Source organism: Bacillus sp. REN16 (genome assembly GCF_020731355.1).
Lineage (GTDB): Bacteria > Bacillota > Bacilli > Bacillales > Bacillaceae_L > Ferdinandcohnia.
In genome coordinates this window covers 143,106-159,129 of sequence record NZ_JAJFZK010000010.1, presented here as the reverse complement: position 1 = coordinate 159,129, position 16,024 = coordinate 143,106, and the positions used below count along the sequence as shown (strand labels likewise).

The 16,024-nt window shown below is 38.0% G+C and carries 16 protein-coding genes; 1 reads left to right on the top strand and 15 read right to left on the bottom strand.

What is annotated here, in order from left to right; genetic code table 11:
* Positions 1 to 148: 148 nt before the first annotated feature.
* The 14 genes from asnS to LKW28_RS15565 all read right to left on the bottom strand — a co-directional run bounded on the left by asnS (position 149) and on the right by LKW28_RS15565 (position 14,096).
* Positions 149 to 1,441, bottom strand: coding sequence for an asparagine--tRNA ligase (gene asnS / locus LKW28_RS15630; protein WP_229141283.1), 1,293 nt, complete (start codon positions 1,439 to 1,441; stop codon positions 149 to 151).
* Between the two features lie 233 nt (positions 1,442 to 1,674).
* Positions 1,675 to 2,856: a pyridoxal phosphate-dependent aminotransferase gene (locus LKW28_RS15625; RefSeq protein WP_229141282.1), complete on the bottom strand. Its 1,182-nt coding sequence runs from the start codon at positions 2,854 to 2,856 to the stop codon at positions 1,675 to 1,677.
* Positions 2,857 to 2,873: 17 nt separating this feature from the next.
* Complete coding sequence (locus LKW28_RS15620; protein ID WP_229141281.1) at positions 2,874 to 3,347, bottom strand: DUF5590 domain-containing protein; 474 nt, start codon at positions 3,345 to 3,347, stop codon at positions 2,874 to 2,876.
* Positions 3,348 to 3,362: 15 nt separating this feature from the next.
* Entirely contained in the window at positions 3,363 to 3,533 is a 171-nt protein-coding gene (locus LKW28_RS15615) for a YpmA family protein (protein WP_136377970.1), read from the bottom strand.
* Positions 3,534 to 3,784: 251 nt separating this feature from the next.
* Positions 3,785 to 6,553, bottom strand: a complete 2,769-nt coding sequence (gene dinG, locus LKW28_RS15610) for an ATP-dependent DNA helicase DinG (RefSeq protein ID WP_229141280.1) — start codon at positions 6,551 to 6,553, stop codon at positions 3,785 to 3,787.
* A gap of 53 nt (positions 6,554 to 6,606) precedes the next feature.
* Positions 6,607 to 6,990 carry an aspartate 1-decarboxylase gene (panD, locus tag LKW28_RS15605; protein ID WP_229141279.1) on the bottom strand — a complete coding sequence of 128 codons (384 nt, stop codon included), beginning with the start codon at positions 6,988 to 6,990 and terminating at the stop codon, positions 6,607 to 6,609.
* A 131-nt stretch (positions 6,991 to 7,121) separates the two neighbouring features.
* Entirely contained in the window at positions 7,122 to 7,976 is an 855-nt protein-coding gene (gene panC / locus LKW28_RS15600) for a pantoate--beta-alanine ligase (protein ID WP_229141278.1), read from the bottom strand.
* Positions 7,977 to 7,978: 2 nt separating this feature from the next.
* The gene (gene panB / locus LKW28_RS15595) at positions 7,979 to 8,812 is read right to left on the bottom strand and encodes a 3-methyl-2-oxobutanoate hydroxymethyltransferase (protein WP_229141277.1); all 834 of its coding nucleotides are present in this window, start codon (positions 8,810 to 8,812) and stop codon (positions 7,979 to 7,981) included.
* Positions 8,813 to 9,149: 337 nt separating this feature from the next.
* Positions 9,150 to 10,148: a biotin--[acetyl-CoA-carboxylase] ligase gene (locus LKW28_RS15590; RefSeq protein ID WP_229141276.1), complete on the bottom strand. Its 999-nt coding sequence runs from the start codon at positions 10,146 to 10,148 to the stop codon at positions 9,150 to 9,152.
* A complete protein-coding gene (locus LKW28_RS15585) occupies positions 10,121 to 11,305 on the bottom strand; it encodes a CCA tRNA nucleotidyltransferase (protein ID WP_229141275.1) in 1,185 nt (394 codons plus the stop codon). The genes LKW28_RS15590 and LKW28_RS15585 overlap by 28 nt, the downstream gene beginning before the upstream one ends.
* Positions 11,306 to 11,320: 15 nt before the next feature.
* A complete protein-coding gene (gene bshA, locus LKW28_RS15580; RefSeq protein WP_229141274.1) occupies positions 11,321 to 12,454 on the bottom strand; it encodes an N-acetyl-alpha-D-glucosaminyl L-malate synthase BshA in 1,134 nt (377 codons plus the stop codon).
* A gap of 59 nt (positions 12,455 to 12,513) precedes the next feature.
* The gene (gene mgsA / locus LKW28_RS15575; protein WP_229141273.1) at positions 12,514 to 12,933 is read right to left on the bottom strand and encodes a methylglyoxal synthase; all 420 of its coding nucleotides are present in this window, start codon (positions 12,931 to 12,933) and stop codon (positions 12,514 to 12,516) included.
* A gap of 14 nt (positions 12,934 to 12,947) precedes the next feature.
* Positions 12,948 to 13,748 carry a 4-hydroxy-tetrahydrodipicolinate reductase gene (gene dapB, locus LKW28_RS15570; protein ID WP_229141272.1) on the bottom strand — a complete coding sequence of 267 codons (801 nt, stop codon included), beginning with the start codon at positions 13,746 to 13,748 and terminating at the stop codon, positions 12,948 to 12,950.
* Positions 13,749 to 13,760: 12 nt separating this feature from the next.
* On the bottom strand, positions 13,761 to 14,096 hold the full coding sequence (locus tag LKW28_RS15565) for a nucleotide pyrophosphohydrolase (RefSeq protein WP_229141271.1): 336 nt from the start codon (positions 14,094 to 14,096) through the stop codon (positions 13,761 to 13,763).
* Between the two features lie 146 nt (positions 14,097 to 14,242).
* Here LKW28_RS15565 and LKW28_RS15560 point away from each other — a divergent pair, with 146 nt between their 5' ends.
* On the top strand, positions 14,243 to 15,109 hold the full coding sequence (locus LKW28_RS15560) for a YitT family protein (RefSeq protein ID WP_420708887.1): 867 nt from the start codon (positions 14,243 to 14,245) through the stop codon (positions 15,107 to 15,109).
* A gap of 209 nt (positions 15,110 to 15,318) precedes the next feature.
* On the opposite strand, the gene LKW28_RS15555 is transcribed toward LKW28_RS15560, so the two are convergent.
* Positions 15,319 to 15,996 carry a zinc metallopeptidase gene (locus LKW28_RS15555; protein ID WP_229141269.1) on the bottom strand — a complete coding sequence of 226 codons (678 nt, stop codon included), beginning with the start codon at positions 15,994 to 15,996 and terminating at the stop codon, positions 15,319 to 15,321.
* Positions 15,997 to 16,024: the final 28 nt, after the last annotated feature.

The following is a 16,024-nucleotide window of genomic DNA, read 5'->3' as shown; positions in this document are numbered from 1 at the left end:
CTTAAGGAAGGTCCCCTAACGTTGTTTATGTCTAGCTCCAAGCACCATCGGCTCTAGGTCATAAGCCAATCGCTTCGGAAGGTTAAATGCACCTTCTGTCAGCGCTCGTCTTATGCTTGTCGCCGATAACCAGGTCCTTGCGCTTTTCTTATGGGTATAGACGGTTTAGTAGACGCGGGAATGGAATTGTTTCACGTACGTGTTCAACCCCACTAATCCATGCTACTGTTCTTTCCAGCCCTAATCCGAAGCCCGAATGTGGAACAGAACCGTATTGACGCAGTTCCAAATACCATTGATAAGCATCGCTTGTTAAACCATGTTTTTCAAGCTGTTGTTTTAAAAGCTCATAATCATGAATTCTTTCAGAACCGCCAATGATCTCACCATAGCCTTCCGGAGCAATTAGATCCGCACAGAGAACCACATCATCACGATCTGGCGCCGGCTGCATGTAGAACGGCTTGATATCTTTCGGATAATTTGTAATGAATACTGGTTTATCATAGCTTTCAGCAATGGCAGTTTCATGTGGTGCACCAAAATCATCGCCCCACTGAATATCATCAAAGCCTTTTTCATGTAAAAATGTAATAGCATCATCATAAGAAATGCGTGGGAATGGTGCTTTAATAGTTTCAAGCTTAGATACATCTCGTCCTAAGGTATTTAATTCAAGTTGGCAATTTTTCAAAACAGATTGTACAATATGGGAAACATATTCCTCTTGTACTTTAAGACTTTCTTCATGCTCAGTAAAAGCCATCTCCGGCTCAATCATCCAGAATTCAATTAAATGACGTCTAGTTTTCGATTTTTCTGCACGGAAAGTTGGACCAAAGGAAAACACTTTTCCTAAAGCCATAGCTGCAGCTTCCATGTATAACTGGCCACTTTGGGACAGGTATGCATCTTCATCAAAATATTTTGTAGCAAAAAGCTCAGTTGTACCTTCAGGCGCACTTCCTGTTAAGATTGGTGGATCAACCTTTACAAAGCCATGGTCATTGAAAAATTCGTAGGTTGCACGAATGATTTCGTTTCGGATCTTCATGACAGCATGTTGTCTCTTTGAGCGCAGCCATAAATGGCGATGGTCCATTAAGAACTCTGTACCATGTTCTTTTGGTGTTATCGGATAATCCACAGACTCGTGAATTACTTCTATATTTGTGACCGTAAGTTCATAACCAAACGGAGATCTTTCATCTTCTCTTACAACACCAGTAACATATAGAGATGTTTCTTGTGTAATTGATTTTGCTTGCTTGAAAACATCTTCATCCACCTCAGCTTTTACAACGACACCCTGGATAAAACCTGTCCCATCACGAAGCTGTAAAAAGGCAATCTTTCCGCTTGAGCGTTTATTTGCTAGCCAAGCACCGATTGTCACCTCTTCACCGACAAATTTATTTACCTCTGCAATAGTTGTTTTCACAATTGTCCCTCCAAAAATCAATCAAATGCGCCTTGACGTATTTGCGCCCGATTTTATTCGAGCCTGTCTCGAAAAATTTCCATTAAAAAATCGTGGCATCCGCCGGAGGCTTTTACTTTATGTATTAAATCCTACTTCATTATACATTTCTTGTTATATTGAAGCAAGACATACCACGGGGACGGCTCATTTTGCTTTTTGACCAAAACGAATCGTCCCCATAATCATGATTATTACATTTTTTCTTCTACAAATTTACGAATTCTTGTGATCGCTTCTTCTAATAGATCTAATGATGTTGCATACGATAAGCGCAAATTTTCCGGTGCGCCAAAGCCTGAGCCTGGAACGACTGCAACAAGTGCTTCCTCTAATAATGCTTTTGCAAAATCATCGACATTATTATATCCTGACAGTTCCGCACTCTTTTTAGCGTTCGGGAAAAGATAGAATGCACCCTGCGGCTTAATACAAGACATACCAGGAATTGCAATCAATTTATCATAAATCACTTCTAAGCGCTGTTCAAATGCCTGTCTCATCGTCTCAACAGGCCCTTGATCTCCTTCATAAGCAGCTAAGGCTGCATACTGTGCAACGGAGGTAGGATTTGAAATACTATGACTAGAAAGATCTGTCATGCTTTTGATAATTTCTTGTGAACCAGCAGCATAACCGATTCTCCAACCTGTCATAGAATGGGATTTTGAATGGCCGTTAATGATGATTGTTCGAGCTTTTACTTCTTCACCTACCTGTGCTATTGATGTATGTGTTGCTCCAAAATACACGAGCTTTTCATAAATTTCATCCGAAACGATCCAGATATTGTGCTTCACACATAGCTCTCCAATTGCTTGGAGTTCTTCTTTTGAATATAGCATACCAGTTGGATTACTTGGAGAATTTAAGATTAGAGCAACCGTTTTATCTGTGATTGCCGCTTCAAGCTGGTCAACAGTTATTTTAAAATTATTCTCTTCTTTACCTTCCACGTACACTGGTACACCTTCCGCAAGCTTCACTTGTTCCGGATAGCTCACCCAATAAGGTGTTGGAATAATAACTTCATCATCTTTATTTAGAAGAACTTGGAATAAGGCATATAAGACAAACTTTGCACCAGAACCAACAATAACTTCATTTGGTTTATACTCTAATTGTTGATCATCTAATAGCTTTTTACAAATCGCTTGTTTTAACGCAGGTAATCCAGCTGAAGGTGTATATTTAGTATGTCCTTCCCTCATTGCTTTTACGGCTGCCTCAATTATATAATCTGGTGTATTAAAATCAGGTTCACCTGCACCAAGTCCAATTACATCATGACCTGCCGCTTTTAATTCTTTTGCTTTAGCAGTAATTGCTAGTGTTGATGAAGGTGTTAATGCTGCTACTCTGTTGGCTAATTTCATGGTATTCCCTCCACGTATTATGGTTTGATTGAATTTCGATATTTTCCGGTTTCAAAATACAATTTGTGGTAGGTCAATCGATTATCACTACCAATATAAATAATTTCCCATATTGGGATATTATCTTCGACCCCTAGTTTCACGGAACGTATTTCTTGTGGATCCCGCTCCCTTTTTATAATAGCAACCGCTTCTTTTTCTGTAATTCCATCGCTTTCAAAGCGTGTCACTATTTCCCCTTTTTTTTGGGGAATCCAAGCAATCAATTTTTCATCTTCATTATTTTTACCGATGACAACTTGATATGCTTTTGTTCCAAAATATGTATAACTATCTTCAATTGTTTCAATCGGTGTCTTTTCAAGTGCAATTTTGTTTCCTTTTGCTTCAGCATTGTTCAGTGGTTCTAAAGCTGATTGATAAATATTAATTCCTCTCCAAATAATAAAAATGAGGAGGAGTGCGAGTATCCCAATTATCCATTTTTTCATCTATTATTCACTACTTTACGTACGATATATTGTAAAAACGCACTTTTTTTGATCATCCCGATCAAGTGCAAGACCAAACATGAGGTCTTCATGCTTTAATGTACGATTTAATAAATCAACAATTTTATATAAATCAGGAGTATTTTGAATTTTAACAGTCGATAGAACTTCTATCTTACTTTCCAAGCGATAGCTCTCCCTTCAATTCATCACAAATTTTACTATTCATACGATTTCTCGCATACGGCAACAATAATAGTACTACAACATACAGTTGAAGTTGTCTTTTACTTTATTGCCTTACATCATTATAACAGGTGTATTACCATTCACAATACAGTTTTTTCAGTGTAATTAATTTTAAAAAATTAACTCCTAATCCCACGCCTTAACCTGTCATTTGACAGGTCTTTTTTTACTTTATTTATTTTAAAATATTATAGCCAATCCTCAACATGACCTAATAACTCAGCAAGTGGTTTGTGAAAAAATTGCATCTTCGGAACAGAGGTTAAAAATTGTTTCCCATACCTTGTTGTTATAATTCTCCGATCAAATACAAAGATAACTCCTTTATCTTGTTCGGAACGAATCAGCCTTCCAATCCCTTGTTTAAAACGAATGATTGCTTCCGGTAATGAGAGATCTTTAAAAGCGTCTCCTCCCTTTCCTTCTATCTCCTTAGCCCTGACAGTGAAAATAGGGTCATTTGGTGGAGCGAAGGGAAGTCTAACGATTATAAGTGCAGTTAAATCCTCACCTGGAATATCTACACCTTCCCAAAAACTGCTCGTTCCAAGCAGAATTGCCTTATCAAATGCCTGAAAATTTTTCGTTAATTTTGCGCGACTGCCACCCGTTATACTCTGCGCAATTAACACAAATTGTTCGAGTTGCAAGCGATTTTTTAAATTCATATAGGTTTTTTGCAGCATTTCGTATGACGTAAATAAAATTAGCATGCGTCCATTTGTTTTATTAGCTATTTCAACAATATGATTAGAGATTGAATCCACAAATTCATCCTGTGAAACGGAATTTACAAGCGGTAAATCGGTTGGTACCATCAAGGCCGCCTGACGCTCAAAATCAAAAGGGGATGGAATCGATAATGTGATTGGCTGGAAATCATCCAAACCAAGTTTCTCAATCATATATGAAAACGAACCATCAACCGTTAATGTTGCGGAAGTCATAATTACACTTTTCTTAAAAGTAAAAAATTGATCGGCTAAAAAGGCTGAAACTTCTGTAGGCTCTGCATGGAGTGTTGCTGAGTTGACAGGTCCTCTTGGGTCGATTTCAATCCAAGTCATTTGGTTCTCATTTGCTGCAACAATACTTTCAATAATTGAACACTTTTCAACTAATAATTCGATACTCAATATATAATCATTAAATAAACCGAGCTGTAATTGGGTTAACAAGTTCTTATTTTGAATCACAAGCTGTCTCTGATATTGAACCTGATTGATAAGCTCCTTTTTATAAATACTTAGCTTTGTGAGTTGTTCATTCGCTTCCTGCCATTGTGCTCCCGATTCATGAACGGAATCGAGAATATATTGAATCCGATTTTTTTCGTTTTCTTCCCGCTGTTTCATTAACACATGACTTCTTATCATCCGAAAGAAATCGTTAACTGATGCTCTAATTTCTTTTATGATTTGATTTACATGCATAAAAGAATCGGTTTCAAAGCCATTCCGTTCCATTAGTTTTGATGATTTCGCAAGCAAGTCATTTGTGTCAAGGAGCCCAATTCTCATAAGTACTGAATGAATCGATAAATAATGAATATGGAAGCCAATTTGTCGCTTAGCTAAAGCCTCAAAACGATGAGCCTCATCCAGGATTAAGAAATCGTACGATGGAAGTATTTCAAAGTGATTCTCTATATCCTGTAAAAGTAAAGCATGATTTGTAATCACGATATCTGCTTTTTCGGCCGCTTTCCGTGCTTTTTGATAAAAACTTCTTGATGCCCAGATTGAGTCTTCAAATCCGGGATTTTCAATTGTACTTTTCACTCGCTCCCATAAAAGCTTGCCACCCGATGGTAAATTTATTTCGTCAATATCACCGGTTGCTGTTTCTGTTAACCAAACTAAGATTTGGGCCTTAGTTAAAATTTCATCGTAATTATCTGTGTTCTCGTAAAGAATTTGTTCAAACTTCCTTAGAGAGAGATAATTCCCTCTTCCTTTTAAAAGTGCAACTTCAAAATCAAATGAAAGAATCTCTCGTATTTTTGCTATATCTTTTTCTAATAGCTGATGTTGAAGCTGCAAAGTATTGGTACTAATCATGCACCTTCCCCTCATTTTGGAGATATAAATCGCAGGCAGCAAATAGGCGATTGATTTTCCTATTCCCGTACCCGCTTCAATCATTGCATGTTGGTTTGTTTCCATTGCATGGTGTATTGTCTGTACCATTTCGCGCTGGCCTTGCCGAAATGAAAAATCGTGTAACACTGAGTGGAAAGTTTCTGTATATGTATTACTTTTTTGTTTACGTTTCTCTTTTTTCTTGGTTTTTTTGTGAAGTGCAAGTCCACGATATATATCAAATCTTGTTTCTTTATCCACATGAGTTGATTTCTCATCAAGAAACTCACTTAAAATTTCACGAATATCACTTTTGAAAGAGGTGGACAGGGAATATAGCTTTTGAACCGTTACAAGTGGCAATTGTTCGATTTTAAGTAAAATTTTCAAAAGAATCTCAGCTGTTACTTCAGCATCACTATCGGCTTGATGTGGATTTTCATGGGTTAATGAAAGAGTTTCAGCAAGCTGTCCAAGCTTATAGCTATCTGCTAAAGGAAGCATAACTCTTGATAATTCAACAGTATCAATAGTCGGACAATGAAAATTTTCAAATCCACATTGTGCTAATTCTTCCTGTAAAAACGAATAATCAAAGGGTACATTATGTGCTACAAAATAAGAATCCTTAAAACTTGAAATAATTTCAGGTGCAACGATTGAAAAATCAGGTGCATTTGCGACAACCTCATTTGAAATTCCAGTAAATTGCTCGATAAACACAGGAATGTCTTGTTTTGGGTTAACAAAGGTTGCAAATCTTTCTATGATTTCCCCATCTTCAATCACAACTGCTGCAAACTGTATAATTTTATCGCCCTTTTTTGGAGAGTTCCCGGTAGTTTCTAAGTCTACAACGACAAAGCGTTTCTTCATTTGATGCCACCTCCTAACACAAACGCCCCCATATTGGGGGCGCGCTATTACATTTATAAAACAGTTGCAGCTGGTTCTTCAAAAATTAATTCTTTAATTTGATTGTTTTCGTTCATAATCGCTACTCTTGGCTTGTGATTTGCCAATTTTTCCTCAGGTACAATTGCATATGAGATGACAATGATGACATCTCCTTCCTGTACAAGACGAGCAGCAGCACCATTTAAACAAAAAACACCGCTTCCTCGTTCACCAGGAATTATATATGTTTCAAGACGAGCCCCATTATTATTATTTACAATTTGAACTTTTTCATTAGCAACCATTCCGACTGCATCTAATATATCTTCATCAATAGTAATACTGCCCACATAATTTAAATTTGCTTCTGTAACTTGTGCTCTGTGAATTTTTGCGTTCATCATTGTACGAAACATGATGGTCCCCCTTGAATATCAAATGCGCCTCGGCGTATTTGCGCCTGATTTTTTTCGAGTAAGCTCGAAAAATTTCCTTTAAAAAATCATGGCATCTGCCGGAGGCTTTAACTTTATTCTACAGAATAATGTTATTTTTCTGTCACATCAAAAGTAATATTATCAATAAGTCTTGCTTTTGTAAACTTCACAGCTGTTGCTATAATAATTTTTCCATGCAGCACAGGAACCTCGTTAAGCTCAGGATAACTGTATATTTCAACATAATCAATAACACCCGACGTATATGCTGTGATATGTTTTTTAATTAATTCCTCAATCACTTTCGGATTACGTTGTCCGTTGTCTATTTCTTGTTTTGCCATTTGGAGACTCTCATACAGTCTTGATGCTTCAACCCTCTCATGCGGTGTTAAATTAACATTACGAGAACTTTTTGCAAGACCATCCTCTTCCCGAACAATCTCCACCGGCACAAGTGTGATTGGAAAATTAAAATCCGTGATTAAACCATCTACAACTGCTACCTGCTGAGCGTCCTTAAGCCCAAAATAAGCGCGGTCTGGCTGTACGATATTAAATAATTTCACAAGAACCGTGGCAACCCCGTCAAAATGGCCATTACGCTGCCTGCCGCATAATACATTGATTCTAGAATGGACGACTGCGGTAAGAGACATTTTTGTCGGATACATTTCTTCAGTACTGGGAAGAAACAGAATATCCACACCATTGTTTTCCGCGAGTCGACGATCCCTGTCAAAATCACGTGGATAGGACTCAAAATCCTCATTAGGACCAAATTGAAGAGGATTCACAAAAATACTGACAACTAACACATCATTTTCGCTTCTTGCCTTATTCATTAAGGTTAAATGCCCTTCATGAAGAAATCCCATTGTTGGTACAAATCCGACTGTCTTACCTTGTTGCTTCAATGTTTTGATATATTGCTGCATTTCCTTAATTGTTGATATGACTTTCATGATTATTTTCCCCCGTATAGGCTTGCAAGCTCTTCTTCTTTCATAGTGTACGTATGTTTTTCTTCTGGGAATAAATGTGCTTTTACCTCTGCCACATAACTTGAGAGCCCTTGTAAAATGGGTTCATTTATTGATGTATATTGTTTTACAAACTTCGGAACTCGGTCAACTCCATAAGAAATCACATCATGAAATACGAGAACCTGACCATCAGTACGGTTTCCAGCACCAATTCCAATTGTAGGGATCGAAATACTGTTTGTCACTTCTTCCCCTAATTGTCTCGGCACGCATTCCAGCACTAAAGCAATTGCACCCGCTTCTTCCACCTTTTTTGCATCCTCAATAAGCTGTCTTGCACTCTCTGCATCTTTACCTTGTACCTTATACCCACCTAAAACACCTACTGTCTGTGGTGTTAGCCCCAGATGAGCAACGACAGGAATTCCGCTTTGGGTTAAAGACGAAATTGTATAGATGACGTCCTTCGCCCCTTCTACTTTAACAGCATGGGCTCCAGATTCTTGAATAATGCGCGCTGCATTTTTCAAGGCTTCGGAACGTGAAACATGATAAGACATAAATGGCATATCTGTTACAATAAATGTATCTTTTGCACCACGTTTTACGGCCTTCGTATGATGAATCATATCATCTACTGTTACAGGAATAGTAGAATCATAGCCTAATACAACCATGCCTAATGAATCACCGACAAGGATCATATCAACCCCTGCTTCTTCAGAAAGCTTAGCAGATGGATAATCATAGGCTGTCAACATGACGATTGGCTCTTTCCTTTGTTTCATTTTCAAAAAATCCGTTGTTTTCTTCATCATTCTTCCTCCTTTTGGCTTTTAGAAAGTAATCAAACCTTCATTAAAGTCGCCTTGCTCAAAGCTCACACTCTGAGTTTCCTAAAAAGAGGAGATGAAAAGACCGATTCGTGATGTTTTTTCGAATTAAGTAAAAAATCCTTCTTTCAAAAAGAGAAAGAAGGATTAAACATGAGTAAGTTCGGTAAATTTCATCCCTCTGTCCCAGTCCAATGGATCAAGGCAGAATACAATTGTGAATTACATTGATAAAACATAATGCATTTGGTGCAGTTCCACGAAGGATACCACCCATTACATTGAATTATATAGAATATCCGCAATCATTTCTATACTTTTATTTTTTTGAAAGATCGATATCTGCCGAATAGATATGGTGTACAACTCCAGCTTCATCTTCTAGAAGCAATACACCCTCCTCATTGATGCCAATTGCTTTTCCTTCAATTGAACCATTAAGTGTTCTTGCAATGATTTGCTTTCCTATGCTTGTAGCATAGCTTTCCCATAAAAGCTTCACTACCTTAAAGCCATGCTGTAAATATTCCTTATACAGCTTTTCGATTTTTAATAATATCACTTGAATTAATTTGGCACGGTCAATTTTTTTGCCCTTTTCAATCGAAAGTGAGCTCGCAATGGAATGGAGACTTTCAGGAAAATGATTTAATTCCTGATTCACATTTATACCGATTCCGATAATCACGGAATTAATTCGATCTGTTTCAGCTTGAAGCTCTGTTAAAATGCCAACTAATTTTTTTTGATGAATTAAAATATCATTTGGCCATTTAATATCTGGCTCTAATCCTGTTACCTCTTGAATCGCCTGAACAACGCCTACCGCAGCTAGCAGTGTTAATTGTGGTGCCTGTGAGGGCGGAATCTGCGGTCTTAAAATCAAACTCATCCAGACTCCTGTATGTTTTGGGGAATACCATGCCCGGTCCAATCTTCCGCGGCCAGTTGTCTGTTCTTCTGCAACAACAAGCGTACCTTCGACAGCACCTTCATATGCCAGTTTGTGTGCAATTGCTTGTGTAGAGGTTACGGATTCCTCAAAATGAATATTTCTCCCTAAACTTTTTGTTTCAAGACCTAACTGGATTTCATTGCCGCTAATTTTATCTGGCTTTGTTAGAATTCGATATCCCAGTTTCCGAACAGCCTCTAATTCATATCCTTCATTTCGCAAATCTTCTATATGCTTCCATACGGCTGTACGTGAGCACCCTAACTGCTCACTTAGCTTTTGACCAGAAATAAATTCTCCGTTGGCATTAGAGAAGACCTCTAGCAAATTTTTTCTTATTTCTGATTGCACGATAGAAGCCACTCCTTTATTTTTTCCTTGTTGTTTTCCACTTTGTTTTCTAGAATACCATTTTCAACTGTTTCGTAAAGTTCAGCCACCCATTTGCCTGGTTTTTGATTGTACCAGCGTAGAAAATCCTCACCAGTAATCTTTAAATCAGAGCGCTGTTTGATGATCAATTTACTAAATTCATGAGAGGCTGATACATCTTGATGAACCCCTAAAACTCCTAGAATTCGTTCGATCTGTTGGATACTTTCTTCACCACAATCATATAAGAGACGTTTGTTCCAGCCATGTTGAATAACTTTACGAAGAAAAGCCACATTTTTTATTACCTGGTCGATTATTTTATTTGGAAGCTTCCAATTTCGTAAAAAAGCGTTAATATCGTCTTTATTCAACAAATAACAAACAAGCGTCCATATTTCCGCTCTTTTTTGAAATTGATCCCATTTATATAATGAAAGTTCTTTTAAATGCTGAGTGTCGTCAGCTAAACCAGGAAGGTATTTAAACAAATCCGTGGTTATTAAAATTGGAATTGCATCTTGACAGCTTGGACCATTAAGTAATTTTTCAAATTCTATCGTAATCCGCTCTACGGAAATCTTTTTTAATAATGACGCGTTTTCCTTTATTGCTAATTCAGTATCCTTACATAATGAAAAGGACAATTGGCTTACAAATCGAACAGCCCTCATCATCCTAAGTGCATCTTCAAAAAAACGTTCGTTTGGGTCACCAACGGTTCGAATTTGTTTCTCCTCAATTGCTTTTTTTCCAGCAAAAGGATCAATAATGTCTCCATTTATCGTCATCGCAATCGCGTTCATCGTAAAGTCTCTTCTTCTTAAATCTTCGTGAAGGGAAGTGACAAATTCAACATACGAAGGTCTTCGATAGTCATCGTACCCTTCCTCGGTTCGAAAAGTAGTCACCTCATAATGTTCATCTTTATATAAAACAATCACCGTACCATGAACTGCCCCGACATCAATGGTTTTTGGAAATAAGCCGATAATTTGTTCTGGCCGTGCAGAGGTTGCAATATCGATATCACCAATCGGTCGTTGTAAAAGATAATCACGGACTGAACCGCCAACAAAATAAGCCTGATAGCCGTTGTTATGTAAAGTTGTAAGAATTGCTTTTGCTTTTACAAAAGGTCCATCCATCATCAAGATCCCCTATCAACGTTTATTCGTAAGGATAGAATAATACAAATCCTCATACTCATTGACAATTCGCTCAGAATTAAACTTTTGTTGGACGGAGCGAATTGCCTGATCAGACATTTTTTTATGTAAGTTAAAATCCTTTAATAGTGCAATTGATTTGTTTGCTATGTCTTCAATATCACCAAGCTCACAAATATAACCGTCTACGCCTTCCTCAATAACCTCTGGAATGCCGCCTGCATTGGTTCCAATCGTTGGAACCCCGCAGGCCATTGCTTCAATTAATACAAGTCCAAAGCTTTCTTTTTCAGATAATAAAAGCTTTAAGTCACTAATTGAATAAAGTTCTGAAAGGTTTTCTTGTTTTCCTAAAAGAAGAACTTTATCAGTGAGTCCGAATTTGTTAATTAGTTTGCGGGCAGTGGTTAATTCCGGCCCATCCCCAACAAGTAATAGCTTAGATTTTACTTCTTTTTGAATTAAGTTAAATGCATAAACGACGTCTGGAACGCGTTTAACCTTTCGGAAATTGGAAACGTGGATGATGACTTTTTCATCCTCTCCAATCCCATATCGTTTTCGAAGGTTGGCTTCATCTCGTTTGTAGTAAATTTTCTCATCGACAAAATTATAAATCGTTTTAATTTCTTTTTTCGGCTCAATTAATTCATAGGTTTGCTCGACAAGTGACTTTGAGACAGCGGTCACTGCATCGGATTGTTCGATCCCAAACCGAATGAGTTCGGTTAAGGATGGATCATACCCGAGAACGGTTATATCAGTTCCGTGGAGGGTGGTTACGATCTTCACATCCCCACCAACCATTTGCTTAGCTAAATATGCACATGCTGCATGCGGGATCGCGTAGTGGACATGCAAAAGATCGAGCTTCTCTCTTTTTGTAACCTCCGCCATTTTACTTGCTAATGCAAGATCATAGGGCGGGTATTTAAAAACGGAGTATTGGTTCACTTCCACCTCATGAAAATAAATATTTGTATATATTTTGTTCAGACGAAATGGAAGACTTGAAGTAATAAAATGAATTTCATGTCCTTTTTCTGCAAGTAGCTTCCCTAATTCTGTTGCTACGATACCCGACCCGCCAACTGATGGGTAACAGGTGATCCCGATTTTAAGTTTCATTGAAAATTCTCCCACTTTTACAATAAATACGTATATGTATACATTTTAAAATCAAAGGCTTATAGATTGGTGCCTTCTTGTCGATCACGGATTATTTCACGCCATGAAAAAAATCCTTGTTCAAGTCCGTGAATAAGTACCTCTGCCGTTCCCATATTTGTCGCTAATGGAACAGAATACACATCACAAAGTCTAATCAAAGCAGAAACATCTGGTTCATGCGGCTGAGCAGTTAAGGGATCTCTAAAAAAGATCACCATGTCCATTTGGTTCTTTGCAATCATCGCACCAATTTCTTGATCGCCCCCTAGTGGCCCAGATTGGAAACGGTGGATTTGAAGACCCGTAGCTTCTGCAATTCGCAGTCCTGTTGTTCCAGTCGCGAATAATTCATGCTGTTCCAAAATCGATGTATATGCAGTTGAAAATTGTACTAGGTCTGTTTTCTTGTTATCGTGGGCAATTAAAGCTATTTTCATTGTTTAGTATCCCCTTATTCGATGATATTTTCTAATCCATATACTAAAACATCTAGATTCATTACGGTGTCAACAGATAATTTAACACCTGACATGAAAGAGGCACGGTTGAAGGAATCATGCCGTATGGAAAGCATTTGTCCATTACCGCCAAACATTACTTCTTGATGGGCAACAAGTCCTGGCAAACGTACACTATGTATGCGAATTCCATCGTACTCAGCTCCTCGGGCACCTTGAATGGTTTCTTTTTCATTAGGATGTCCTTGTTGCTTTGATTCTCTAACTGTTGTAAGCAGTTCTGCTGTTTTCACCGCTGTTCCAGATGGAGCATCAAGTTTTTGGTCATGGTGAAGCTCAATAATTTCTACGTCTTGAAAATATTTAGCAGCCATTTGAGAGAATTTCATCATAAGCACGGCACCAACTGCGAAATTTGGAGCGATAATTGCACCAAGCTTACGTTCCTCCGCCATTGTTGATAGTCTATCTAATTCTTCTTTGGTGAAACCAGTCGTTCCTACTACAGGGCGAACCCCATGTTCAATTGCTACTTCTGTGTGATATTTTCCCGTTTCAGGTGTAGTTAAATCAATCAACACGTCGGGTGTTGTTTCTGAGAAGCATTCTAAAATATCAGTAAAAATAGGAACATCCACATTTGAAAAACCTTCAATATCACTTAATGACTGACCATTATTTTTATGATCAATAACTCCCACAAGTGAATAATTTGCTGTTTCCTGAACAAGGGCAACTGCTTCTTTACCCATTCTGCCCCTTGGGCCAGCAATTACGATTTTAATTGTATCCATGTTGTTTCCCCCTCATTTATTAGTGTCAATATGTGTCCATCTATCTTTATCTCTTGTATTAAATTTGTACATAACTGTATTATGTGCGTCTTCGAGGTCAATGTTCAAGGAATTTGCAAGACAAATCAGAACAAATAACAGGTCACCTGTTTCCTCAGCCATGCTTTTTTCGGTTTCGGTATCCTTTTTAGGCTTTTCTCCATAGTAGTGATTGACTTCTCTCGCAAGTTCCCCTAATTCCTCTGTCAACCTTGCAAGTAATGCAAGCGGACTAAAATAGCCTTCTTTAAACTGGCCTATGTATGCATCTACTTCCTCTTGAAGCTGTTTCATCGTTTTATCTGCCATCATGATCACCTCTATCGTTTCTACTCCTATGTTAGCTTAAAATACAGGTTTTTGACAAATAATTCTTTTATACGACATGATTTGTTTGTTTTTCACCCATACTTTATAATGAAGTGGCAATGATTTCTATTCGGGGGTATATTACTTTGAAGTTTTCGATAAAAAATATTATTTTCATTTTGTTTGGTTCAGCCATCTTCTCGTTCGGGATCGTGCATTTTAATATGCAAAATAATCTAGCAGAAGGTGGATTTACAGGGATTACGCTTTTACTCTATTTTCTTTTTAAATTCGATCCGTCCTATACGAACTTAATTTTAAATGTTCCACTGTTTTTTCTTGGCTGGAAATTACTTGGTCGTATAGCATTTTATTATACACTTATCGGTACTGTAAGTGTTTCAATTTTTTTATGGTTCTTTCAACGATATCAATTCAATATCCCACTTGACGGAGACTTAATGCTGGCTGCCTTATTTGCCGGTGTGTTTATCGGAGTTGGTCTAGGGATTATTTTTCGATATGGCGGTACAACAGGCGGGGTTGATATTATCGCAAGGCTAGTCCGAAAATATGTGGGCTGGCCAATGGGAAGGACGATGTTTTTATTTGATGCCGTTGTGATTACAGTGTCCCTCATTTTCTATCTATCTTACCGGGAGGCAATGTACACATTACTCGCTGTATTTATTGGAGCAAGAGTAATTGATTTTATGCAAGAAGGCGCATATGCTGCTAGAGGCGCGATGATTATCTCGGAAAAGAATAGTGAGATTGCCGAAAAAATTTTACATGAAATGGAACGCGGCGTTACGATCCTGAAGGGAATGGGTTCATATACAAAGCAGGAGAAGCATATTTTGTATTGTGTTGTGGGAAGAAGTGAGGTCGGCCGCTTAAAACAGGTGATTATCTCTGTTGATCCACATGCTTTTGTTTCCGTAAGTGATGTCCACGATGTGCTTGGAGAAGGGTTTACCTTGGATGAGAATAAAAAACCGATTGAACGGTGATTTATAAGAAAAGCACAAGGCGCCTGCCTATCGGCGACAAGCACAAGACGAGCGCTGACAGAAGGCGCTCTTTGCCTTTCAGAAGCGATTGGCTTGTGACCTCGAGCCGATGGCGCCTGGAGCTAGACAACGAAAACTACGTGAATTTATATACTCTCTTATCTTATTAAAAAAGCCAGTTATCATTTTAGATAACCGGCTTTCGTTGTTTATTCTTCTGAACGAGTCATTCCTGTGTATATGAGGATCAATCTCAATAGCTCTAGCACCGCTACTGCAGCTGCTGCTACATAAGTTAGTGCAGCTGCGTTTAGTACTTTCTTTGTTTCACGTTCTTCGTCGTTTCTAATAACGCCTGCTGATACGATTTCGTGCATTGCTCTTGAAGAAGCATTGAATTCAACTGGCAGTGTAACTAGTTGGAATAGTACGGCTGCTGCCATAAAGATAATTCCAAATAAAACTAAGTTCGACATAGTGAAAATCATACCTGCAATGATTAAAATCCATGAAAAGTTTGAACCAATGTTCGCTACCGGTACAAGAGCATGACGGAAACGAAGGAATGCATAATTTTGTTGGTCTTGAATTGCGTGTCCGACTTCATGGGCTGCGACAGCTGCACCTGCAACTGAATTACCATAGTAATTGTTTGTTGAGAGTCGAACAACTTTTGATCTCGGGTCATAATGGTCTGATAGTACACCAGGTGTTTCTTCGATTCTTACATCATATAATCCATTTTGATCAAGTATTCTTCTCGCTACTTCTGCACCTGTCATGCCTGATGAGGAAGGAATCTGTGAATACTTCTTATATGCGCTCTTAACTTTAATTTGCGCATATATTGGAATGAGAATGATCAAAGCAAAGTAAACTAGAATCATTTAATTTCCTCCAAACTATAATATATTT

Bases quoted from the DNA above. Each gene is read 5' to 3' on its own strand.
- LKW28_RS15620 (WP_229141281.1), bottom strand. From the start codon at position 3,347: ATGAAAAAATGGATAATTGGGATACTCGCACTCCTCCTCATTTTTATT.
- panC (WP_229141278.1), bottom strand. From the start codon at position 7,976: ATGAAAGTCATATCAACAATTAAGGAAATGCAGCAATATATCAAAACA.
- dinG (WP_229141280.1), bottom strand. From the start codon at position 6,553: ATGAAGAAACGCTTTGTCGTTGTAGACTTAGAAACTACCGGGAACTCT.
- LKW28_RS15565 (WP_229141271.1), bottom strand. From the start codon at position 14,096: ATGGCAGATAAAACGATGAAACAGCTTCAAGAGGAAGTAGATGCATAC.
- LKW28_RS15555 (WP_229141269.1), bottom strand. From the start codon at position 15,996: ATGATTCTAGTTTACTTTGCTTTGATCATTCTCATTCCAATATATGCG.
- bshA (WP_229141274.1), bottom strand. From the start codon at position 12,454: ATGAAACTTAAAATCGGGATCACCTGTTACCCATCAGTTGGCGGGTCG.
- dapB (WP_229141272.1), bottom strand. From the start codon at position 13,748: ATGGATACAATTAAAATCGTAATTGCTGGCCCAAGGGGCAGAATGGGT.
- mgsA (WP_229141273.1), bottom strand. From the start codon at position 12,933: ATGAAAATAGCTTTAATTGCCCACGATAACAAGAAAACAGACCTAGTA.
- LKW28_RS15625 (WP_229141282.1), bottom strand. From the start codon at position 2,856: ATGAAATTAGCCAACAGAGTAGCAGCATTAACACCTTCATCAACACTA.
- LKW28_RS15585 (WP_229141275.1), bottom strand. From the start codon at position 11,305: ATGGATGGACCTTTTGTAAAAGCAAAAGCAATTCTTACAACTTTACAT.
- panD (WP_229141279.1), bottom strand. From the start codon at position 6,990: ATGTTTCGTACAATGATGAACGCAAAAATTCACAGAGCACAAGTTACA.
- panB (WP_229141277.1), bottom strand. From the start codon at position 8,812: ATGAAGAAAACAACGGATTTTTTGAAAATGAAACAAAGGAAAGAGCCA.